The sequence below is a fragment of the Pantoea sp. XAF26B01_ASV70 genome, from assembly GCF_054512635.1.
Map to the genome: position 1 here is coordinate 97,660 of NZ_JBTNCJ010000003.1, position 19,588 is coordinate 117,247.

20 protein-coding genes and 4 pseudogenes are annotated in these 19,588 nt (G+C 49.5%); 14 read left to right on the forward strand and 10 right to left on the reverse strand.

Translation table 11 applies throughout. From position 1 onward, the window contains the following. Nucleotides 1–33 precede the first annotated feature (33 nt). Nucleotides 34–592: pseudogene (locus ACX8ZY_RS22780) on the reverse strand (recombinase family protein). A 174-nt stretch (nucleotides 593–766) separates the two neighbouring features. Between ACX8ZY_RS22780 and ACX8ZY_RS22785 the strand changes: the two are divergent. Beyond that, a pseudogene (locus ACX8ZY_RS22785) lies at nucleotides 767–1,108 on the forward strand (helix-turn-helix transcriptional regulator); the annotation flags it as partial. Nucleotides 1,109–1,563: 455 nt separating this feature from the next. Continuing rightward, entirely contained in the window at nucleotides 1,564–2,499 is a 936-nt protein-coding gene (locus tag ACX8ZY_RS22790) for a transposase (RefSeq protein WP_337016268.1), read from the forward strand. A 172-nt stretch (nucleotides 2,500–2,671) separates the two neighbouring features. Here the strand turns inward: ACX8ZY_RS22790 and ACX8ZY_RS22795 are convergent, their stop codons facing one another. Continuing rightward, nucleotides 2,672–3,496 (reverse strand): SDR family oxidoreductase, encoded by an 825-nt coding sequence (locus tag ACX8ZY_RS22795; protein WP_337016322.1) that lies wholly within the window; start codon nucleotides 3,494–3,496, stop codon nucleotides 2,672–2,674. 99 nt (nucleotides 3,497–3,595) lie between these two features. Between ACX8ZY_RS22795 and ACX8ZY_RS22800 the strand changes: the two genes are divergently transcribed. The 7 genes from ACX8ZY_RS22800 to ACX8ZY_RS22830 all read left to right on the forward strand — a co-directional run bounded on the left by ACX8ZY_RS22800 (nucleotide 3,596) and on the right by ACX8ZY_RS22830 (nucleotide 9,165). Further along, on the forward strand, nucleotides 3,596–4,498 hold the full coding sequence (locus tag ACX8ZY_RS22800; protein WP_337016320.1) for a LysR family transcriptional regulator: 903 nt from the start codon (nucleotides 3,596–3,598) through the stop codon (nucleotides 4,496–4,498). Between the two features lie 365 nt (nucleotides 4,499–4,863). Next, nucleotides 4,864–5,301, forward strand: a complete 438-nt coding sequence (locus tag ACX8ZY_RS22805) for an antirestriction protein (protein ID WP_187514191.1) — start codon at nucleotides 4,864–4,866, stop codon at nucleotides 5,299–5,301. Between the two features lie 45 nt (nucleotides 5,302–5,346). Next, nucleotides 5,347–5,769, forward strand: a complete 423-nt coding sequence (locus ACX8ZY_RS22810; protein ID WP_459261457.1) for a DUF1380 family protein — start codon at nucleotides 5,347–5,349, stop codon at nucleotides 5,767–5,769. A gap of 52 nt (nucleotides 5,770–5,821) precedes the next feature. Next, nucleotides 5,822–6,217 (forward strand): DUF1380 family protein, encoded by a 396-nt coding sequence (locus tag ACX8ZY_RS22815; protein ID WP_346529452.1) that lies wholly within the window; start codon nucleotides 5,822–5,824, stop codon nucleotides 6,215–6,217. A gap of 832 nt (nucleotides 6,218–7,049) precedes the next feature. Next, entirely contained in the window at nucleotides 7,050–7,448 is a 399-nt protein-coding gene (locus ACX8ZY_RS22820; protein ID WP_346529455.1) for a hypothetical protein, read from the forward strand. Between the two features lie 540 nt (nucleotides 7,449–7,988). Continuing rightward, complete coding sequence (locus tag ACX8ZY_RS22825; protein ID WP_346529457.1) at nucleotides 7,989–8,294, forward strand: hypothetical protein; 306 nt, start codon at nucleotides 7,989–7,991, stop codon at nucleotides 8,292–8,294. A 49-nt stretch (nucleotides 8,295–8,343) separates the two neighbouring features. Beyond that, the gene (locus ACX8ZY_RS22830) at nucleotides 8,344–9,165 is read left to right on the forward strand and encodes a DUF932 domain-containing protein (RefSeq protein WP_129063673.1); all 822 of its coding nucleotides are present in this window, start codon (nucleotides 8,344–8,346) and stop codon (nucleotides 9,163–9,165) included. Nucleotides 9,166–9,187: 22 nt separating this feature from the next. Here ACX8ZY_RS22830 and ACX8ZY_RS22835 read toward each other — a convergent pair whose 3' ends face one another. Beyond that, nucleotides 9,188–9,721: a lytic transglycosylase domain-containing protein gene (locus ACX8ZY_RS22835; protein WP_346529459.1), complete on the reverse strand. Its 534-nt coding sequence runs from the start codon at nucleotides 9,719–9,721 to the stop codon at nucleotides 9,188–9,190. A gap of 826 nt (nucleotides 9,722–10,547) precedes the next feature. On the opposite strand from ACX8ZY_RS22835, the gene ACX8ZY_RS22840 reads away from it, so the two are divergent. After that, nucleotides 10,548–10,934 carry a relaxosome protein TraM gene (locus ACX8ZY_RS22840; RefSeq protein WP_167433397.1) on the forward strand — a complete coding sequence of 129 codons (387 nt, stop codon included), beginning with the start codon at nucleotides 10,548–10,550 and terminating at the stop codon, nucleotides 10,932–10,934. Nucleotides 10,935–10,978: 44 nt separating this feature from the next. Here ACX8ZY_RS22840 and ACX8ZY_RS22845 read toward each other — a convergent pair whose 3' ends face one another. Both ACX8ZY_RS22845 and ACX8ZY_RS22850 read right to left on the reverse strand, forming a co-directional pair. Beyond that, nucleotides 10,979–11,566, reverse strand: a complete 588-nt coding sequence (locus ACX8ZY_RS22845) for a sensor histidine kinase (protein ID WP_346529462.1) — start codon at nucleotides 11,564–11,566, stop codon at nucleotides 10,979–10,981. A 69-nt stretch (nucleotides 11,567–11,635) separates the two neighbouring features. Continuing rightward, nucleotides 11,636–11,932 carry an ArsR/SmtB family transcription factor gene (locus ACX8ZY_RS22850; protein ID WP_346529464.1) on the reverse strand — a complete coding sequence of 99 codons (297 nt, stop codon included), beginning with the start codon at nucleotides 11,930–11,932 and terminating at the stop codon, nucleotides 11,636–11,638. 52 nt (nucleotides 11,933–11,984) lie between these two features. Between ACX8ZY_RS22850 and ACX8ZY_RS22855 the strand changes: the two genes are divergently transcribed. Both ACX8ZY_RS22855 and ACX8ZY_RS22860 read left to right on the forward strand, forming a co-directional pair. Continuing rightward, complete coding sequence (locus ACX8ZY_RS22855) at nucleotides 11,985–12,977, forward strand: threonine ammonia-lyase (RefSeq protein ID WP_346529466.1); 993 nt, start codon at nucleotides 11,985–11,987, stop codon at nucleotides 12,975–12,977. A gap of 241 nt (nucleotides 12,978–13,218) precedes the next feature. Continuing rightward, nucleotides 13,219–13,824: a hypothetical protein gene (locus ACX8ZY_RS22860; protein WP_459261370.1), complete on the forward strand. Its 606-nt coding sequence runs from the start codon at nucleotides 13,219–13,221 to the stop codon at nucleotides 13,822–13,824. Between the two features lie 228 nt (nucleotides 13,825–14,052). Here ACX8ZY_RS22860 and ACX8ZY_RS22865 read toward each other — a convergent pair whose 3' ends face one another. Beyond that, nucleotides 14,053–14,466 (reverse strand): hypothetical protein, encoded by a 414-nt coding sequence (locus ACX8ZY_RS22865; RefSeq protein WP_459261372.1) that lies wholly within the window; start codon nucleotides 14,464–14,466, stop codon nucleotides 14,053–14,055. Then, the gene (locus tag ACX8ZY_RS22870; RefSeq protein ID WP_313679458.1) at nucleotides 14,450–14,650 is read right to left on the reverse strand and encodes a hypothetical protein; all 201 of its coding nucleotides are present in this window, start codon (nucleotides 14,648–14,650) and stop codon (nucleotides 14,450–14,452) included. The genes ACX8ZY_RS22865 and ACX8ZY_RS22870 overlap by 17 nt, the downstream gene beginning before the upstream one ends. A 316-nt stretch (nucleotides 14,651–14,966) precedes the next feature. Between ACX8ZY_RS22870 and ACX8ZY_RS22875 the strand changes: the two are divergent. Continuing rightward, nucleotides 14,967–15,610 (forward strand): annotated as a pseudogene (locus ACX8ZY_RS22875) (LysE family translocator). 926 nt (nucleotides 15,611–16,536) lie between these two features. Continuing rightward, nucleotides 16,537–17,010 (forward strand): hypothetical protein, encoded by a 474-nt coding sequence (locus ACX8ZY_RS22880; protein ID WP_337011004.1) that lies wholly within the window; start codon nucleotides 16,537–16,539, stop codon nucleotides 17,008–17,010. A gap of 194 nt (nucleotides 17,011–17,204) precedes the next feature. On the opposite strand, the pseudogene ACX8ZY_RS22885 reads toward ACX8ZY_RS22880, so the two are convergent. From ACX8ZY_RS22885 to fimG, 3 genes and pseudogenes are all read right to left on the reverse strand, one after another. Further along, nucleotides 17,205–17,601 (reverse strand): annotated as a pseudogene (locus ACX8ZY_RS22885) (VOC family protein). Nucleotides 17,602–18,113: 512 nt separating this feature from the next. After that, entirely contained in the window at nucleotides 18,114–19,061 is a 948-nt protein-coding gene (locus ACX8ZY_RS22890) for a fimbrial protein (protein ID WP_428984794.1), read from the reverse strand. Between the two features lie 17 nt (nucleotides 19,062–19,078). Then, on the reverse strand, nucleotides 19,079–19,582 hold the full coding sequence (gene fimG, locus ACX8ZY_RS22895) for a type 1 fimbrial minor subunit FimG (RefSeq protein ID WP_337011006.1): 504 nt from the start codon (nucleotides 19,580–19,582) through the stop codon (nucleotides 19,079–19,081). Nucleotides 19,583–19,588: the final 6 nt, after the last annotated feature.

Sequence of the window (19,588 nt, forward strand, 5' to 3'; positions counted from 1 at the left end):
ACAAACCAGGATGTACTGGTTTGTTACTGCTCATCACTGTTTCGCGGCATCAGTAATAATTTTATATACAGTAGAGCGGGCGATACTGAGCTGTCGGGCAATCTCCGTTGCGCCAGTCCCTTCTCTGTGAAGGGCTGTCACTCTGTTTCGGTCAACGGTTTGCCTTCGGCCAAAATGAATACCTTTAAGCTTTGCTTCCTGTCTCCCCCTCATTCGTACGTTCCAGGATCCTCCGTCGCTCTGCCTGTGCAACAGCCGACAATATGGTGCCCACCATTTTTCCCATTTCGCCGTCGGTGCTTATCCCATCGTCAATAAACCTGACGGCAACCCCATGAGTATTGAATTCTTTTATCAGCTGGATCATATCAGCTGTGTCACGGCCAAGACGGTCCAGTTTCTTCAAAAGGATAACATTACCCTCCTCGACCTTCATCCGAAGCAGGTCGAGTACTTTGCAATCTGATGAACAACCTGATGCCTTATCGGTGAAGATGCGGTTGGCTTTAACACCTACTTCTTTAAGTGCCTTAACTTGAATCTCGAGCGACTGCTGACTGGTTGAGACCCGTGCGTAACCAAAAAGTCGCATATAATGTACCTTAAATCGGATAGGAGACACCTTGTGTCTATTATAATAAAAATACGATTTAATAGACATTCTATGCCTGCCGTCTTACAACGTCTGATAATTTATGATATATCAGACAATCATACAGTTACCTAAATAGCGTACGTTTTGGTTCCATTGGACTTCAAACCCCGTAACTATATCAGTCGTAATCTGAAGAACTCCGAACTAAGTCTGCAAAGCATTGCGAAAGCGCATCATGTGTCCGTCCGCACTGTAACCCGTGCTTTTGCGCGTCATCAGAAAACTCCGGCTGCTATTATATGGCAGGAACGTCTGACCGCCTGCAGAAATGCCCTTGTTCAGGGCGGGGCACGAAGTGTTTCAGAGATAGCTCTGGATCACGGTTTCTCTGATTTGACTCATTTCAGTCATGCATTCCGTAAAGCTTTCGGAGTAACGCCCAGCTCGGTGATGAAGGAGAATTCATGCGTGATTAACATGGGTGGATTTTCCGGGCATGAAGAACTGGCTTAAGACTAACGCACTAACCAAAAGTGTTATCGTGCGTCAATGCAATAAGCTCAGTTTTCTTCATACCTGCTGTAGAATTGGCAGGTTTAACATCTATTTACTTCAGATGTATTCATCTAGAGGCATTCAGCCTCACATCAAAAGCCAGTTCAGCTTTTCATCCCTGGCCGCCTTCTGATTTATCCATCAGGCTAAGCAAAAAATGCTTCCTCTACGGTGCGTTTATTCACTGTTCATAGTGAAATATCTTGAAGTTAAACACAACTGCTTTGTATGTTTAAAGCAGAACCGGGATGGGACTAAACTTATCCTGGTTTTTACTGATGCTGCAGCGCGATCGACATCCAGGGATTAACAAGCCCGCGGGTGAGCATTATGCGCAGCATCACTTTCAGCTATAGCCCGAACAATTGCCTGGTGCGTCAGAAGCCCGTATCTGCAAGGCAGGGAGAACTGAAATGATCGATAAAACAACTGTTGGTATTGACGTATCAAAGTTCGCTTTAGATGTCTTTATTGATACCAGCGAGCGACTGATACATCTGGAAAATTCCGCCTCCGGCATCATACAGCTGCTGAAGGAGCTGGAAGGTCTTCATATATCGGGGGTTATCATGGAAGCTACAAGCCGATATCACTCTCTTGCTGAATCAATGCTGATTTCAGCGGATCTACCTGTCGCTGTCATTAATCCGCGACAGATAAAGAATTTTGCCAGGGCAATGGGTAAGGTGGCAAAAAGCGATTCTATCGATGCCAGGATAATCTGCGAATATGGTCGTCGGATGAAACCGGAATTCAGACCTGCCAGGGACAAAGAGCTTCAGGATTTGGCACTGCTTCTTACCCGGCGGCGTCAGCTGGTACAAAATCGCGTCATGGAAACTAACAGACTGCAGGAAAAAAACGGGATATATATTGAGACGGGGATTGTAGAGCACATCGCCTGGCTTAACTCACAAATTAGTACTCTGGAACAGGAAATAAAATACCAGCTTAATCAGAATACTGCGCTATCTTCAAAGCGAAAAATTCTTGAAAAAGTTAAGGGCGTTGGGCCAGTAACCCAGGCAGCGATCCTGAGCCAGCTTCCTGAGCTGGGGGCGCTGACGCGCAGGCAGATTTCGGCGCTGGTCGGTGTATGCCCGTATGACAGGGACAGCGGGCAGCTTCGCGGCAAAAGGGCTATCTGGGGAGGCAGGGCTGGCCTGCGGGCAACACTCTATATGGCGATGCTTTCCGCGGTTCGATATAACCCTCAGATTAAAGACTTCTATACATCCCTCATTTCACGTGGAAAAGTAAAAAAAGTCGCGATCACAGCCTGTATCAGGAAATTCATAACGATACTCAATGCTATGTTCAGGGACCAAAAGGACTGGATATACAGCTGAAGAGACAATTTACGAGTCTGGATGAAGCAGACGATACGTAACTCTGTTCAATCTGAATGAATAGAGGGGCCGCTTTGTGCCAGAAGCGGACGTTGGCGTTTTGGTTTCGGACATAAATTGAGCGCATCACAGGTGTTTGCCTTCCACTTCATCTGGCATAACCGCTTACATTTCACTGGCGATCTGCACCATGTGCCACGGCTTTCATTGCCTGCAGTGCGCTCAGACGCATTTTTAACGCGGCTTCAATATTGTCATAGGCTGTACTGCCCAGCGGCAGACGTAATGGGGGGCTGGCAGCATCAGCCGCGGCAATCATAGCTGTCACGCATCTTTCAGCATCGCCTTTGATCGCAAACTCACCAGACATCAATGCCGACCGCAGTTCGCCTGCCGGCGTATTGTGATAAGCCGGCAGGGCATCAGCAATATCCAGTCCCGTACCAAACTGCGTTGCCGTCGGCCCCGGTTCAACCAGCAAAAAGTCAATGCCGAACGCCGCGACTTCCTGCCGGACCGCTTCGACAAAACCTTCAATTCCCCATTTAGTCGCGTGATACAAACTGAAGTTGGGATAAGCAATCTGGCCGCCTTCTGACGAAACCTGCACGATACGACCGCCGCCCTGCTGTCGCAAAAACGGAATCGCCGCGCGGATAAGCTGAATCGAACCCGTGAGATTGGTGGCAATCTGTCGCTCAATTTGCGTGTCGCTCAATTCTTCGGCTGCGCCAAACAGGCCGTACGCCGCGTTGCTTACCACAATATCAATCCGTCCCGCCTGAGCGAACGCAGCTTCAACAGTGGGTTTTATCGTCGCTGACCTACTGAGATCAAGCATCATCACCTGCAAATTTTCGCCGTATGTTGCTTCCAGGTCATCCAGAGCAGTTCTATTTCGAACACTTGCGAATACCCGATCACCTCGGGCCAGTAGCATTTCACACATCAGGCGACCCAGGCCGCTGGATGCGCCGGTTATTAGCCAGGTTTTCATTATGTCATCTCCGTTTAGTAAGTCAGATAACATCATAAACCGGATTATTGGTGGCATAATCTCCACAAATAAGAATGAGGTGGTGAGAAATATCCAACAATGAAGCGACCTTCCTGGAATGAACTGCAGGCTGTAAAAGTCATTGCCGGACAGCGCAGCTTTAGTCGCGCTGCTGAAGTGCTCGGACTTAAACGTTCAACGCTTAGCCATATGATCAAAGGGCTGGAGGCAACACTTGGCGTGCAGTTGTTCCATCGCACAACACGTAGCGTTGCGCTGACCGAAGCGGGTGAAATGCTGATTGCGCGTCTCACCCCCTTGCTGGCGGAAATGGATGAATTGCTGAATGACGTCACCGCCAGCGCTCAGCAGCCTTACGGTACGCTGCGCATCAGCGCCAGCGATGCGGCAATCAGCCTTCTGCTGGAAACGGTATTGCCAGCATTTATCCAGCAAAAGCCAGGGATTGAGATTGATTTAGCCGCACAGGGACAACTGGTGGACATCGTAGCGACGGGGTTTGATGCGGGCATCAGGCTGATTGAAGATGTACCTAAAGACATGGTAGCAATTCCTCTGAGTGGCCCTCTGCGCTTCGTTACCGTAGCATCGCCCGGTTACCTGACCGGGCGTCCGAAAGTCCGGCATCCGCATGACATGATGCAACATACATGTCTGCGCCAGCGTCTGCCGGGCGGAAAACGTTATCACTGGGAATATAAGCAGCATGAGCAACAGTTTGCGCTGGATGTGCCGGGCAGCCTGACCCTGGACAACAGCGCATTGATGGTGGAAGCGGCTGTTGCAGGATTAGGCGTGGCGTATGTGCCAGAGCCCTACGCCCGGCAGGGTCTCGACACAAAGCGGCTGGTTAGGTTACTGGAAGACTGGACAACCTTGTCGCAGGGCCTCGCACTCTACTTTCCGCAAAACCGCCATATGCCGGTTGCACTGCGGTTGTTCGTCGACACAATAAAAGCAGTGACGTCTGCCTTGAATTAACTCTATTGATTCGGCCAACGGGCAATACGCATTAGCAGTAAGCGAAAAAATCCAAGCGGTTCAGACCTTACGTCCGCTTTTCGCTCATAGCGGACGTTCATCACCTGCAACCACTGCGCGACTTCTAACCCCCTCCCAAGTTGACATCAAACACAACTGCTCGCCCGTTCGCACTCGCTCCGCCGCGCTTACTTCCGTCGCGCCGCCGCTCAGAAATTCGCGCCAGCGCCGTGCGTAATCCCGTCTCCCGCTCGCTTGCGCTGCGGCCTGCGGTGTCGCTCCTGAACACTCCGCTTTCCGCCGGGCTGTCATTCAGTCACGGCACAGGCCGGAACTTTAACCCCCTCTGACTGCGGAGATGTCTGATGAACACACAACCCCACGTTTTACAGCCGGCGTCTGTTCTGGCCGATTTTGTCAGCCTGCGTTTTCTGCCTTCCCTGTTTGGTCACGATTACGCGCAGGCCGAAAACAACGTGTACCTCTACGCCAGCCGCTACCTGGCGAACTATGACGGCACGGTCTGGGACTTCGTACAGCTGCCGGGCGGCGGCGGATACATGAAGCCGGAAGGCGAGGAACGCTACATGTACTCCAATCCGTACCACTGGACGGAGCTGGAAATCAGCGCCGACGCGGCGGGGATCATCATCACGGCGCTGGTTCTTAACCATCGCAGCTGGCTGTACGACCGCCACGACGACGAAGAACTGAGTGCGCATTTCTGCCAGCGCCACCGCCAGCTGATGGAGTGCGTGAAAACCCATCCCGAAGCCGCCGCCATTTTCTGCGCCCTGAACTGATAAATCACGGGGCGGCATGGCCGCCCCTCTTAAGAGGAAAAATCCATGTACGGAACCGTTAACGAACTCTGCGCCCGATTATTACAGCGTTACAAATCTGACGAACTCATGACGCTGATTGTCTGGACAAAAGAGGACGTGCTGGCCGTTCTTGACGACGAAAGCGTAACGGAAAAAACCGCCGCTGATATCGTGCAGCAAATCAGCGGGCTGGACGCACAGCACGATTATGGCGTGAGTCTGGAAACGCTCCAGGCCGTGCTGGAAAACATCCGCGAGGAGGAAAAGCAGGCCCGCGTGGCGACCGTGCCCGCCGCCGCGCTTGAGACGGCGATCAGGGTGGCGTGGGACTTCATGAGGCTTGAGGATGCGCAGAACGGAGAAGGGGCATCTGCCCGCCGCTTCCCGGCGGAAACGGCGGCGCTCTTTCGGATCAGCGCGCTGCTGAGAGAGCAGAGCGGCGAATAAACATATATCTGACAGCACGGGGCGGCAGGGCCGCCCCGGTAAGGAGAGAACCTTGTACGGAACCGTAAGTCAGCTGTGTAACGACCTGAAAATTCAGTTTGAGGGCGACAGGAAGATTACGCTGATTATCTGGCGTAAAGAAGACGTGATACGGGTTATGGGGGAGGAGCACGTAACGGCGGAAACCGCCGCCGAAATCGTCTGTGACCTCTCCACGTGGGACAGGGATGCGCAGCACGAGGCGGGCGTGGGAGCCGAAACCCTCCGCGAGCTGGCTGATAATATCCGCTACGCCGCCGGACAGCGCAGCCGGCCCGTGACCCTGTCAGCGGGCGATCTTGAAATACTGATGCAGGCGGCGGGCAGGCTGCCGGATGCAGGCGCTGACAGAGAAACGGACGCGATTCAGGCGGCACTCAGGCGCGCATACCTCGCCGTAAACCAGTAACAAAGGGGCCGGGCAGGGAGGCCCGCCGCCACCCTCCTGGTGCGCAAAACCCCCTGCGCCTTCGGCGCGCAAGCGGCAGGGCGCGCGCCTGACGGCGCCGCGGCCGCATCGCTCCTGATAACAGTAACTATCAGAACGGTGCCAGCAACCACCTTTTCAGGCTTATTTCCTGGCGTAATACGTGATCATAACGGCCATTTCTGCCCGTGCCGCACAGACAGAATGCTGCTGTGCCGGGCGTCCGGGCGGCTGTCATGCTTCGCACAGAGCCGGCAGGCCGTCTCTGCCCGGGCCCGTTCCGGGCCAGCGGGTTTCCATCCTGACGCAACCCCTGCAACCGGCTGTCGCCGGTGCGTTCACTGGCCCCGAAAACGGGGCCGCTGAAGACCGGACTGGCAAAGAGCCGCCGTCCGGGGCTGTGCTCTGTTCATCTTCCGCGTTCAGTTTAGTTTCCTGAATCCCTTCGCCGTGCAGAAACCTGGCACGCGGCCGTCTTCACGCAAGGGACGCATGCTAAACGGCGTCACCCGGTCCCTGCGGGCTGCGGCTTTGCCGTTTCCCCCTGCGTTCAGCCTGATGCCCGCGAGCCCGTTCTGCCTTCACGGCAAGGAACTCAGAGAAACATCAGATAAACCACACGGGAGACACAACATGTCACAGCAGAACGTCAACACCACGGCTGCAGAATCTAAAGAATCATCGTCTTTCACGGCAAAATCATCAGAAGAGAACAGCTATGAGGCTATACGGCGCGCTTTACGTCGCAGTCTGTTTTACACGGACTGTCCCGCAGTTCAATGTCAACACGGCGGCGCTGCGTAGCGATTTTTCTATGAATCTGGAGTTCCTGATTGCGGCAACCTTAACGCGCGAAGAGGCGGAATTTCATACGGGAAAATTCCGTTCAGGAATTGAGATGCTGCTGATTAACGCGCACGAAAAACTGCTGGTCACGGTTTCTGTCTATGCCCTGGCGGCAGGCGCAACACCGGAGACTTATGAAACGCGGATCGTGCATTCAGCCAATCCGATCGGCGAAGAAGAGTATGCGGAGAACACTGAATACCAGACGACTAACGTTTATAAGGTTGAAGGCGACCTGAATGCCGCAGCGCTTGAACTGTTCTGGTCTGAGCATGGGGGGCTGAGTAAATATGCGCAGCAGAACCTGCCGGTGGCTGACGAATACAGCCCGTTCTGTCACTGGCAGTTTTCACGTCTGAGAGGATAAATGATGGCTTCCCTGCAGTGCGCTGCAGGGAAAAAAGACAGCGTGTATGCGCATGAAAACCTGGATTCTTACTGAAAATCAACGTCATCAACACCACGACAGACCCCTTAATCGACCCGGAATGCTGTGTCCCGCACGGTCAAAAGCCGTTACACCGGGCGTCCGGGCGGCTGTCATGCTGCGCACAGAGCCGGCAGGCCGTCTCTGCCCGGACCCGTTCCGGGCCAGCGGGTTTCCATCCTGACGCAACCCCTGCAACCGGCTGTCGCCGGTGCGTTCACTGGCCACGAAAGGCCGTGGCCGCTGAGGACCGGACCGGCAGAGCCGTCCGGGGTGTGTTCGTGCCGTTTTCGCGCGCGGCGGGCCTGTTCCGGTCAGTCCAGGCGCGGAGGGCTGGTCGTAGCACCGTCATTCGTCAGCTGCAAGGGTGAAATGCACGCCTGCGGCGCCCTTGCACCTGCCGCCTGCCGTTGCTCCTTTGCCCTCTGCCGCGACTGGATCGACCGAAACATGACAACCCACCTGAGCAGGAGAAATGCCATGAACACACAGAACGTCAACGTCAACACCGCCACGCCAGAATCTCCCAAAACATGCGCTGAAAAGCAGGGCGGGGCGCTCAGTCCGGCGCAGTTTCGCGATCTGTACGATCACCTGCACAGGCACGGCGTGTTCACCGGCATCAGCGGGGTTAATGGTGCGCAGCTGGCTGAGCTCGATGCGCTGGAGGAGCCCACGGAGGAGCCTGAAGCGGCGATCGTTTACCTGCACAACGGCTGGCCGCTGGCGCTGTATGAGTACGACACCGGTTACCTGATATTCCGCGAAGTGCTGGCCGCTTTATAAATCGTTTTTTATTTCACTGCTGACACTCAAATTTAAGAGGTAATTAATTATGGTCCGTTTTGCTTCCCGCTATGCCGCCCCGACCGCTATCCGTAAAAACAGCCCGCTGAATAACGACGAGCTGATGCGCATTGTTCCGAGCGCGTTTTCTGCAGAAAAGCATGATTCGCGTTCTGAGCGTTATACCTATATTCCGACGATTACGCTGCTGGATAAACTGCGTGAAGAAGGATTTGAGCCCTTTTTTGCCAGCCAGTCGCGCGTGCGCGATCCGGAGCGCCGTGAATTTACCAAACACATGATCCGCCTGCGCCGTGGAAATAACAACGGCGGCGAAGAGGTGCCGGAAATTGTATTGCTGAACAGCCATGACGGCTCCAGCAGTTATAAAATGATCCCCGGTATTTTCCGGCAGGTCTGCACGAATGGCCTGGTGTGCTGGAAATCATTTGGTGAAATCAGCGTGCCGCACAAAGGTGATATTGTGTCGCAGGTTATTGAAGGCGCTTATGAGGTGCTGGGCGTGTTTGATAAGGTCGAAAATAATATCGGCATGATGAAAGGTATTCAGGTTAACAGCGAAGAACGCCGCCTGCTGGGGCAGCTGGCGCTGGAATATAAATATGACGGAAAAGAGCCGCCGGTGTCTGCTGAGCGTATTATTCAGCCGCGTGCCTGGTATGACAAAGGCACCGACCTGTGGACCGCGTTTAATATCGTGCAGGAGAATCTGATTAAGGGGGGTGTGCCCGGCAGAACTGCGAAGGGAAAAAGAACCACCACCCGTCCGGTAACCGGCATCGACGGCGATATAAAGCTGAATCAGGCGCTGTGGAAAATGGCGGAGGAGTTCGCAAAACTCAAATCATAAAAATAACCCCGGCGCGCCGGGGTTATTTTTTGTCAGGCATCACGTCCGCAGCCAGAAACGTTTCCGGCGAGGGCGATTTTTTATTCCGCTGCGCTATTGCGGTATAAACCTCATCCCGTGCAATCAGCACGCGGTAAATACTTTTGATAATGGCCGCATATTCGCGACGCTGTCTGATCAGCTTCGGGTTCGGGCCGGTGTTGTACATCCCGACGCTGTCCCAGTTCCTGCCGTACTGCCTGAAGTTTCTTGCCTCGATCCATGCACCGGTATAAATGCAGATGCACGGATCTTTCAGCAGCCTTTCCCGCGTAATATCGAACTTCTTTAGCTGGCTAAAGTGAGAGCTGTTTATCTGCATATTGCAGACGTCATGCGTGCCGCCGCTGCTTTTAGTATTCAGTGCGTTGTTACGCATGCGTGATTCCTGAATGGAATGCGCCATCAGCAGACGTGGATCAATACCGAAATCCCGACCGGCCTTTGTGAAACACATTTCCGGCGCGGCCTGCGCGCTGAATACAGCGGCAAGCCCGAACAAAGCTGACCATTTCATTCTGATAATCTCACGTGCGTGCGCGTAATGTGCCAGGCGGGTTCGGGTGAAAAATACGCGCTCAGATCATCACTTGCAAGATAATTCGTTACAGACGCGCACAGTGCGCTGACGGGCATGTGACGAACTTCGTCCTGGATATAAAGAATTCAGTAAGACAGGGTTAATTAACAAGCCGCTCTTCAGAGGTAAAATTTCATCACACCTCACGCAAGATAAAATCTTGCAGTTTAGTTGTTTAAAAACATGAGTTTAACTTTATTTTTTAGCTGTTTTTTCGAAGTGTGATGGAAATTGTGTGTTAATTAACACACCTTACAGTGCCGGATTGTGTGTTTATGCAGTGCCGGATTGTGTGTCATTACGGTGCTGGATTGTGTGTTAATTAGGCACTGTAAACGGCACTGTAGTGTGTGCTGATTGTGGCTATTGATTAAAAACATAATGTTATGCATGGTATGTCAGTGTGCAGTGCCGGATTAACACACATAAAAAAGGGCTGTAGTGCCGGATTGACACACATCAAAAGCCGCTATGGTGCCGGATTGACACACATCATTCATAGATTTTAGCCGTAAATTACGTATGAAAATTGTGCACAGTGCCGGATTAACACACACAGAATTGAGGTGCAGTGCCTGATTAACACACCCTCTGGCTTAAATGAACAGTGCTGGATTGACACACACTGAAACCGGGGTAAATAATACAGTAAGAGTAAAATTATCCAAATGAGCAGTCAGGCTTGCGCTATGAAGGCAATATTTATAAATAAATCAATCAAAAGGCAGGGTAAATTTAACTCTGTCTTACAGGGAATACCGTAATGGCACGCAGAAATATTTACTTCAAAGAAAAAACCGAAAGAGAAGTCCAGGAGCTGGTGCAGATAGAGCTGCAGAACGGTGCAACCCACGGTGAGGTTAACTTCTCCTCTGTGGTGAATGAACTGGTGGGTATCGGTCTGATGGTCAAAAAACACCAGGGTGAAGGAAATAAGTTCGATATAGAGGAATTTAACCGTGACTTAATACGTCGTGTTGCAGGAACGCGTGAGGGAACCAGCATCATGATGGCGATGCTGACGGAAATGTATCTGCATATACGCGGTGAGTCCGGGCCACAGGCTCTTGAAGAGATGATTGACCAGAATCTGACAGGTATGAGCTCTGCAGAAGATAAGGCGGAGAGTAAGCACTTTATTGTTGAGTAATAGAGAAGTCCGGAAAGACCGGACTTCATTTTATTTTCATGAAATCAATTTACAATGGTAATCGGGATTCTGACCATGAAAGTAGAGCCTTTACCAATCTCTGAATGCGCACTGATTCTTCCTTTCATTGTTTTAAGGTAGCTATTAACAATCGACAGTCCCAATCCTAAACCTTGCCGCGTTTCATTTTCGACGCCCTGATTAAATGGTTTGAAAAGAAGAGGAAGTTTTTTAGTGTCAAATCCGCAGCCTGTGTCACTCACTCTTAAAAATAAGTGAGAATTCGTGATCCTGAGCTTTACTCTAATCAATCCAGAATGTGTGTTTTTGTTTGCATTATCTATAATGTTATGGATTATGGATATGATTTTTTGCTTATCAGCATTAATGAGAACATTCTCCGGGTATACGCTGCACTCAATTTTATTTGCATTGCTTTCATTATAGAGAGATAAACCTGCATTTAAAGCGTCTTCTGTATAAAAGCTAACATTACTTAGGCCAACGTTACCGATTTCAATTTTTGAAAATTCTAGTATTTCTTTAGTTTGAAGGTAAAGTTTATTAGAATGATACGTGATTTTTGCCAGATATTTTTCTGAGTTTAAGATATCTCCTCTGACATCAATCATATCTATGATAACTGAATTTTCTGAATGGAGCCTGACAGTTCGTGATATATGGCGGATATGAAAATATTTTTATCCTTTATCGCTGTGTTTAATCTCGTTATATGCACCCAAAGCAAGATAATTAATATAAAGAGAAGGAATATACAGGAGAGAGCAGCAAGTTCTGTGTAGGCCTGTCACGGTCGGCTGACTGAGACCAATCTTTTCGGTAATAAACCCGACACACACCCCATCCTCAACCAGATCGCCATCCTGCTGTTCCGGAAAATGCGACCTGGGATCGGAAAGCCACTCCACCATCACGAGCCGGTGCTCATTGCCGAGAGCGCGGAAAAGGTCTGCCATTGATGTTTCAGGATTGTTCATATAGCCAATCTCCTATATAGTTATTTTCCTATATAAACTCTGAGGTCATATTATGACAAACCACACACAAAGACCAATGGACAGTGTCACGCTGAAGGCGATTTATGCTGCTTCCGCGCGCATCAAAACAACGGTTTGCAGAACCCCGCTGCAGCTTTCGCAGGCGCTGTCTTCTCTTGCAGGAGCAGAGGTCAGGCTCAAGATGGAGAGTCTTCAGCATACGGGTAGCTTTAAACTGAGGGGGGCTGCAAACGTCATTGCCAGTCTTAATCCAGACCAGCGCATTGCCGGCGTCATTGCCCCGACGGCGGGAAATCATGGCCTGGGGCTTGCCTGCGCGGGTCACGCAGCAGGTGTACCGGTGTCCATATTTCTGCCCTATTCAGCAGACCCGATTAAGGTCTCAGCAATGAAAAGCTATGGTGCTCAGGTTACGTTCTTTGAAAATATTGAAGAGGCGAGACAGGCCGCGATTGTGGCTGCGCAGGAGTCCGGAGCGACGTTTGTCTCCGCCTACGATAATGAGCAGATGATAGCCGGAGCCGGCACCGTCGGTCTGGAAATAATGGAAGACTGGGCAGACGCTGACGTCATTCTCGTAAATATTGGCGGCGGCGGGCTGGCGTCAGGTATTGCGACGGCCGTCAAAGCTATCAACCCTGCAGCCGAAGTGTGGGCAATTCAAAGTGAAGCCAGCCCAACTTTTGCACACTGGAAAGAGGCTGGCCAAACGATCCCGGTTGAATTATCCCCGTCAATCGCCGAAGGCATCAGTGGCTATATTGAGCCTGAAGCAATAGCCTGGCCCCTTGTACGCGACCGCGTTGATCGTGTTCTTATTGTTTCAGAAGCCGGGATCAAAGCAGCGATGCTGTTAATGCTGAATCAGCACAGCCATGTTATTGAACCTTCGGGAGCACCTGCAATTGCGGCAGTCCTTCGTTATGCAAAAGAATTGAGTGGACGTAAGGTCGTCTGCGTGGTTAGCGGCAGAAATATATCGGGTTACCGTTATCTGAAATTAGTGAATGAGGCCACACTCTGACGACACGCAGCAAAGGTGCAGGCAGGAAACAGAATAGCGCGCAGCCGGTGTGAGAGTGAGAATTGATAAAATATCATGCCCCCTTCTTAACTTAGATCGATATGCGAACTTGCCCTAAAAAGCGAGGTCTGCCCCGATTATGTTACTCTATGCAGAAGACCGGGCCTCATCTGAACGCAGTCTTTCAAAATAATTACATTGTCCGTACCTTCTCTCCGAAGCTAAATAAAATGAGAATAATATGAATAAAAGCAGTCTTAAAACCTTTCCCCTGTTACGTATTCTGATGCTGACGTGCGTACCCATGTTTTTACTGGGTTGTGCCAGTGCATTGTGCCCTTTTGGCAGCTTTGAAGGCACGGTTCCGGACTTTAAAAATAGTTACTGGAGGTCCACTGAAAAACATCCGGCTAAGTCTGATGAACAAGTCCAGGAAGAATGCACTCATGCTGCCGACGCTGAGGAGCAACGCCTTTCGCAGGTCTATCTGCAATTGTGTAAAACCGGCCATTTAACCGGAGAAAATCAACGATTTGCACAGAAGTTACTGGTCAACCCACTCTATTCTGGCTTGAAATCAGCAAAAGCCGTACCCCAGGATAAGTCAGTTAATACAGTTGAAGCCCAGCTGAGACGGTCGATTTCTGGGAGCGATAACTCTAAGTATTTAAAAGAAAATTGTGGCTATTACATTGAAAAAAACGCAGCGGAACGGATCAACACCCTGCTGGGTTTAAAGATAGGAAATTACAAAAACGAAGTTTTTAAACAGTGCATGGCAGAAAATCATATGGCGCTCATTGTTCCACAGACTGAATTCAGCCGGTGCAAGTCGATAGGATGGTAAACAACCCAGGCCTGACCTCTACTTCAGGTGAACATGTAAAATGATGACACTGGCCATTTACGCTCCTTACCCCAGACAAACAGTGCTATGCAGGCAGACATAAAATTAAATGCGGGCTTTGCTATAGAATGCATGAGCCCGGAACAACATTAAATATGCTGAATAGCGTTCATGCCAGGCGGTGCGTTCGCCGTTTACCTTCGGTCTGCACTATCTGATGTATACGCATCATTCCCAGTAAACCAGGTAAGCAAGTGCAGCAGCTGAACAGAAAGCATAGGGGCTTAAAAGCAAAATATCAGAATAAGACGCCTCACATATCCTGATAACAGGCCATGCCAGTACAAACAGCCACATGAAGAGCACAGAGCACACGATACAAAAGCTCCCCTTCAGGGCGGCATCAGGATAAAATCGCTTCGAAATCATCGCTAATGGCATGCCGATTATCATTGTTCCCATCGTGGTCACAATAATACTCATCGTAACGATGAAAAAATATATAAATATGAGGCCCACTACCGGTGCACTGTCTTTCCCCAGGGAAAGATAGATAAAAACCAGTAATGAACCCACGAGACTACTAAATATTGCTGATATCACAGATATCCTAATCCAGTTATCGTCAATAATATTCGCCATAACTCTCTCTTTGTCTGAGCAGCTTTATTGATGCACCGTAACCGCTGAAATTTTCGGCACGAGGCTTGACTGCAATACAGGCTTCAGGCACAGCATCCTCATGACGACCTGCGACGGGCATACTGACAATAACGACATAACGCCGCCAGTCAGTTTTTTTGGAGCAGGCCAGCATGATTGTCATCGCTTTTCCTGGTGAGTTTTATTCTACGAACCTTTTGCATGTGCCATAAAAATTTTTAAGCATACCTATCTAATTCGAGTAAGGCGACAACATCTGCTTATGGCACAAAGCGGACTGATGCATAGATCAATGTCCTCTATGAGCGAAGAGCGGACCTCCGGTGTTAAGCAGCATTTCATCTGAGAGTTAGTTGGCGGGTGCCGAAAATAGAATATCAATTATGCTAGTGAGGAGAGGCCAGCAAAATTCTTGAGCTGGAAAATTAAGTGTTATACGGTTGGATTAATATTAAATTCCAAAGACATCTGAGGTCGCCATGCTGGATATTACAAATTTTGGACTCTTTGCCTTTTCAGTTTTTTGCTTTCTGTAACTCCCGGACCTGATATGGCTTATGTCATTGGACAAAGCGTTGCTAACGGCCGTCGCGCCGGTATTGTCTCAGCTTCTGGAGTAGCGTTAGGAAGTTGCACACATGCGATTGCAAGCACTTTAGGGCTGACAGCCCTCATCACTGCCTCTCCTGTTATGTTTACCGCGATTAAGTACATTGGAGCGAGCTATCTGATGTTCCTGGGTGGAAAAATGTTGTTAGGAACATTCAAAAGAAAAAAGGACGGGGGAGATGTCACACCCCAAAACTCCAGGAAGGTAAGTGCCTGCAGGCTGCTGTCCAGGGGGTTCATCACGACATTAACTAATCCCAAAGTGCTCCTTTTCTTTATTTCATTTTTCCCTCAGTTTGTCACGCCGGAAGGCGAACAACATGCGGCATCCTTTCTGTTACTGGGATTAACTTATGCGTTTATAGCTTTTTTGACCGATGTGACATTTGCCATATTAGCTGGCGGCACGGCAGGCGCTGTTGCAGGTAACCGAAAGCTACAAAATTTACTGGATAGAATTGTGGGTGCTACATTCATTGCATTGGGCATAAGGCTAGCCTTAACCCGCCGGTAAATATATTTTCATCATTTTAAACATAACACCCTCTCAACAAACCCCGCTTACAGCAAAAATTCCGAACCATCAATCAGAATCAAACATGCGGGTTCATTACCCGCGGCTTGAGTCAGAAAATCTTTTGCAGATAGTGATGTTCAATGATCCCTATCCTTGCGAAACAAATATGAAGAAATCCCTTTATTGTATTCCCTGACAGGCAGGCAGGGTGCCAGCAACGCCAGATATCCGTAGAGCACAGCCGTTGGCAGCCTGGTGAAACTGTCATACACGGCGAGATCCAGCAGTGCCTTTGCACCGCCACATTTTGCAGTCATTACACCTCTTTACTGCCCAGATAGTCGTTTTCTGTTCTGGAGTGTAGTCAATGCGCATTCTTTGTTTCATGGCAATATCCTCCCTTCTTTAAGGATAGCGTTGCGTCGACCCGTTGAACCTACAGCACAAAGTGGACTGACATCACGCTAATGCTCGCTATGAGCAAAGAGTGGACGTTCGGCATGATTTCTTCCTGGTGAACAGTCATGCCATTTAATGCAGCAAGCACGTAGCCGCTCGTCCTGACGGCCATAATCCCAGAGGGGTATCGCTGAGATTTTGTTCGGCAATTAAGTGCGGTCCGCATTCTTGAGTCTCCCGCTTCCCTCATTTCTGCTGTCTCAAACCGTTCATCTATACTGAGTATTGCAGTGGTCATTTGCACAGGAGGCCGCGCCGCAGTCAACATTTTCATTCTGCTGGCAAAGTAAGACGTGCATCGGTTGCAAAATCCTTATGGCATTGCAAGATGCAACCCAGCGCTCAAAGGAAAAGCGTTTAAATAACGTGACCGTGTAAATGCGTTAATTAAACAGAATGTTCCTGGCTTACACCCCAATAAAGCTTAAAAAATAATAAACTTCGATTTATCCGGGAGATAACTAATGAAAATAACTGAGTTTGTTTATTCTGCCTTAATTGGCTTTGTCGCCAGCTGCCGTTCTATGACGCCGATGGCGGCCCTCGCTGCAGCACGCCTTGCCAGACGCGACACATCGGGCAAACTCCTGCTACTGGACCGTCCGCTTTTCAAATACGGTGCGTTAGCGATGGGGGTGGGTGAGCTGTTTGGCGACAAGATGAAATCAGCGCCAGACCGTACCGTGTTTTTGGGCTTGTCAGCACGTGTGGCCAGTGCAGGAATTGCGGGCGCTGCGTTGGCACCCAGCGGAGAAGAAAAAACCGGGGCAGCGATTGCGATCTCTGCCGCTGTGCCACTTGCCTATGTCACGCTTGCGGCACGCAAAAAAGCCATGGCAGGAATGGGGCAGACCAGGAGTGGCATGATTGAAGATACGTTAATCGTCGCTATCGGAGCAGCGGTTGTCTTCTTCGCAACACGCTCAAATCGTAATTAAACGTACATAGTCTTCAAAGGATGTTCTCGGCGAGCCATTAGTGGGTCGGTGACGGCTTATTGCACAAAGCGGATATGTGCATCAGGCAAAGTCCGCTTTGAGCGGTTTAACTCACAGCGAAAAGCGGACGTCAAAATCATTATGACAGGGTAGTTCTGCCACTTTAAACATAACAACTCGGCCGCAAAATAATCTCAGCGCTCGCCCCAGTGCATGTTTTGAATAACAACCCCGTATCCATCTATGTCATCGAAGGTAACGCCATTGCGGTCCCAGTCTGGAGGATGATTTAACTCTGGTAAAGCCAGCATCATCCATCTTTTCACAGGTAATTCGCCAGCTATCTTTTTCAGGAATGTACAGAACCAGGAGATTTTCATGTGAGGGCGAAAGTATCACCGGATGATCATGGTACTGGGTAAACTCAAGGTGTCAGGATAAGCCGTTCAGTCCTAACATCTATCCGCTGAATCCATCGTGGTCAGTAAAACCACCGATTTTTTCTAACCCAAGCCCGTTACAGTACATTTTACAGCTTTTGCTGAGTGCACTGACAGGTCTGGCTATCTTCATGTGCTTACAGATCTCCATAGGTAAAACCCGATTGACTGAATACCCGAACATTGCTGTTTTGAAGTCCGTTAAAGCCGGACGTACCTTAAGGGTATCTGTCACGTGGACGCTATTTGGGAAAACAGCTTTTACAACAGGAATCCTCAAAAAATTTATGGGAATAAAACGGGTGTTCTTCCCCGCATATGTGCGTACAAGTCATATAGGGTTTTCATTATCACGAGAGCAAACGCCGAAACCCGGGCAGTGGGAATCTATACGTCTGTTTAAAATAGACTGAGATTTTTGATATTTTTCGTAGTCTCTTGCCTGGCGTTCAACCTCTTCCGGGGAAGAGTAGGATACGCATGAAGACAAAGATATAATCAGCACAAATAATAAAAACCTCATTTATTCACCTTCAGGAAGCGTAAGAGTGTGACTAAATTTATTTTAATTTTTAAATTAAAGCGTCGCGATGATATTTTAAGCGACTTTATTCTATTGAAAATTACACTGCTAATTGTAGTAACATAAAATTCCTGTGTATTTCACTCGTAGACGAAGGTCACGCCAATAATTGACTGAACATTTCCTGCAACTACATGCCCGTTGGTGCGAGCATAGGATGCCGAAAGTCCAAGGCTAACAGGACTTGTTCCTATCGTTCCGAGAGAAACATTTTTGTGAGTGGCAATCGGCCCGTTATGGTTAGACAGCTTGACACCAATACCGGTTGCAGCATTGGATGATGACGTGTTGGTAAATATGGTGCTTGCCATATCTGCCGTCGTGCCTGTCAGGTAATAAGCCAGTTGTTGGTTCTGTCCACAATGCACAGTAAGCGGAACAGTAGCCGTGCCGGGGTAATCAGGAAGAGTCACTGTCACATTACGCGACGACACGTCGCAACCTCCTGTAGGAACTATAACATTGTTATTGGCATAAATATTCCAGGTGAAGTTTCTGGGATACCCTCCACCGAAAGTCGCTATCTTATACATTCTCATTACCGCTATTAGCTCACCTGATTTTACAGCCGTTCCTCCTGCCGCGCCTAAAGCAGTCAGATATAATTTAAAAGGCAATCCTTGGTAATGCGTTTTATTTATTACAACATCTCCTGTGTTTGTATTTAAAGGCATCGCGTATGTTTTGCCATTCCAATAAACTGTACCTCTAAAATTATCAAGAGCCCCCCCATATGCTGAACCATTCGTTAGTTTTATATAGTCGGTATCTATATTAGATGATGTCGAGTCGTTCTTGCATTCTATTTTACTTGATAAGTCTACAATGAGGTTTTGCCCCACGCCAATAGATGGCGTCAGATTAACGTAAACGTTAGCTGTTCCTGAGCTAACCGTTTGTCCGGTTGCACTAACTTTGCAGGTAAATGCGTTAGCTCCGGATGAATATGTCATCAGGTATACAGAAGCAAGGAGCACAATCCCTCCCTTTTTCTTCAGCGTTATTTTTAGTTTTGAAACCCGTGTCATTTAGTGACTCCTTCAGATTAGGCGTAAGTGTATGTGACATTAATCACGGCCTGAATGCTGCCTTGTTTGGCGTTGCCATTGACAGATAAGGCGCGGACCTGTAATGGCAGACTCGCTGACTGTGTTGAGTCATCAACCTGAACCGCTTTGGTTTTGCCGTTATTAAGGTTATTGCCACTGGTGTCCTGCAGTTCCAATTGAAGATTGGTTGCTCCGCCCTGGTTTTTGTAATATCCCGTGCTGTCCGTTGTACCCGTAAACGTTGCCCTAACCCTTGAGGTGCCTGTTGGGCAGTGGGTCAATTTCAGCGTAACGGGATACCAGGCCGAGCCCGAGCCGGCCTGTGCAAAATTGAACGAAAACAAATCACCCAGATCAACCATCGCCGATGGCGTTGATACGGTGCAGGGCTTGGCTACTACGCGTCCGTTGACCGTAATGGTCACATCCGTTGCATGCACGGAGAGGGTCGTCGTAAAAAGCACCATTCCCGTCAGCAAAAATCTTTTGATATTGGTCATTTCCAG

What these genes read in the sequence shown, in the direction of transcription:
- ACX8ZY_RS22790 (WP_337016268.1), top strand. Translation starts at nt 1,564, where the DNA reads ATGATCGATAAAACAACTGTTGGTATTGACGTATCAAAGTTCGCTTTA.
- ACX8ZY_RS22795 (WP_337016322.1), bottom strand. Translation starts at nt 3,496, where the DNA reads ATGAAAACCTGGCTAATAACCGGCGCATCCAGCGGCCTGGGTCGCCTG.
- ACX8ZY_RS22800 (WP_337016320.1), top strand. Translation starts at nt 3,596, where the DNA reads ATGAAGCGACCTTCCTGGAATGAACTGCAGGCTGTAAAAGTCATTGCC.
- ACX8ZY_RS22805 (WP_187514191.1), top strand. Translation starts at nt 4,864, where the DNA reads ATGAACACACAACCCCACGTTTTACAGCCGGCGTCTGTTCTGGCCGAT.
- ACX8ZY_RS22810 (WP_459261457.1), top strand. Translation starts at nt 5,347, where the DNA reads ATGTACGGAACCGTTAACGAACTCTGCGCCCGATTATTACAGCGTTAC.
- ACX8ZY_RS22820 (WP_346529455.1), top strand. Translation starts at nt 7,050, where the DNA reads ATGAATCTGGAGTTCCTGATTGCGGCAACCTTAACGCGCGAAGAGGCG.
- ACX8ZY_RS22825 (WP_346529457.1), top strand. Translation starts at nt 7,989, where the DNA reads ATGAACACACAGAACGTCAACGTCAACACCGCCACGCCAGAATCTCCC.
- ACX8ZY_RS22830 (WP_129063673.1), top strand. Translation starts at nt 8,344, where the DNA reads ATGGTCCGTTTTGCTTCCCGCTATGCCGCCCCGACCGCTATCCGTAAA.
- ACX8ZY_RS22835 (WP_346529459.1), bottom strand. Translation starts at nt 9,721, where the DNA reads ATGAAATGGTCAGCTTTGTTCGGGCTTGCCGCTGTATTCAGCGCGCAG.
- ACX8ZY_RS22840 (WP_167433397.1), top strand. Translation starts at nt 10,548, where the DNA reads ATGGCACGCAGAAATATTTACTTCAAAGAAAAAACCGAAAGAGAAGTC.
- ACX8ZY_RS22845 (WP_346529462.1), bottom strand. Translation starts at nt 11,566, where the DNA reads ATGATTGATGTCAGAGGAGATATCTTAAACTCAGAAAAATATCTGGCA.
- ACX8ZY_RS22850 (WP_346529464.1), bottom strand. Translation starts at nt 11,932, where the DNA reads ATGAACAATCCTGAAACATCAATGGCAGACCTTTTCCGCGCTCTCGGC.
- ACX8ZY_RS22855 (WP_346529466.1), top strand. Translation starts at nt 11,985, where the DNA reads ATGACAAACCACACACAAAGACCAATGGACAGTGTCACGCTGAAGGCG.
- ACX8ZY_RS22860 (WP_459261370.1), top strand. Translation starts at nt 13,219, where the DNA reads ATGAATAAAAGCAGTCTTAAAACCTTTCCCCTGTTACGTATTCTGATG.
- ACX8ZY_RS22865 (WP_459261372.1), bottom strand. Translation starts at nt 14,466, where the DNA reads ATGGCGAATATTATTGACGATAACTGGATTAGGATATCTGTGATATCA.
- ACX8ZY_RS22870 (WP_313679458.1), bottom strand. Translation starts at nt 14,650, where the DNA reads ATGACAATCATGCTGGCCTGCTCCAAAAAAACTGACTGGCGGCGTTAT.
- ACX8ZY_RS22880 (WP_337011004.1), top strand. Translation starts at nt 16,537, where the DNA reads ATGAAAATAACTGAGTTTGTTTATTCTGCCTTAATTGGCTTTGTCGCC.
- ACX8ZY_RS22890 (WP_428984794.1), bottom strand. Translation starts at nt 19,061, where the DNA reads ATGACACGGGTTTCAAAACTAAAAATAACGCTGAAGAAAAAGGGAGGG.
- fimG (WP_337011006.1), bottom strand. Translation starts at nt 19,582, where the DNA reads ATGACCAATATCAAAAGATTTTTGCTGACGGGAATGGTGCTTTTTACG.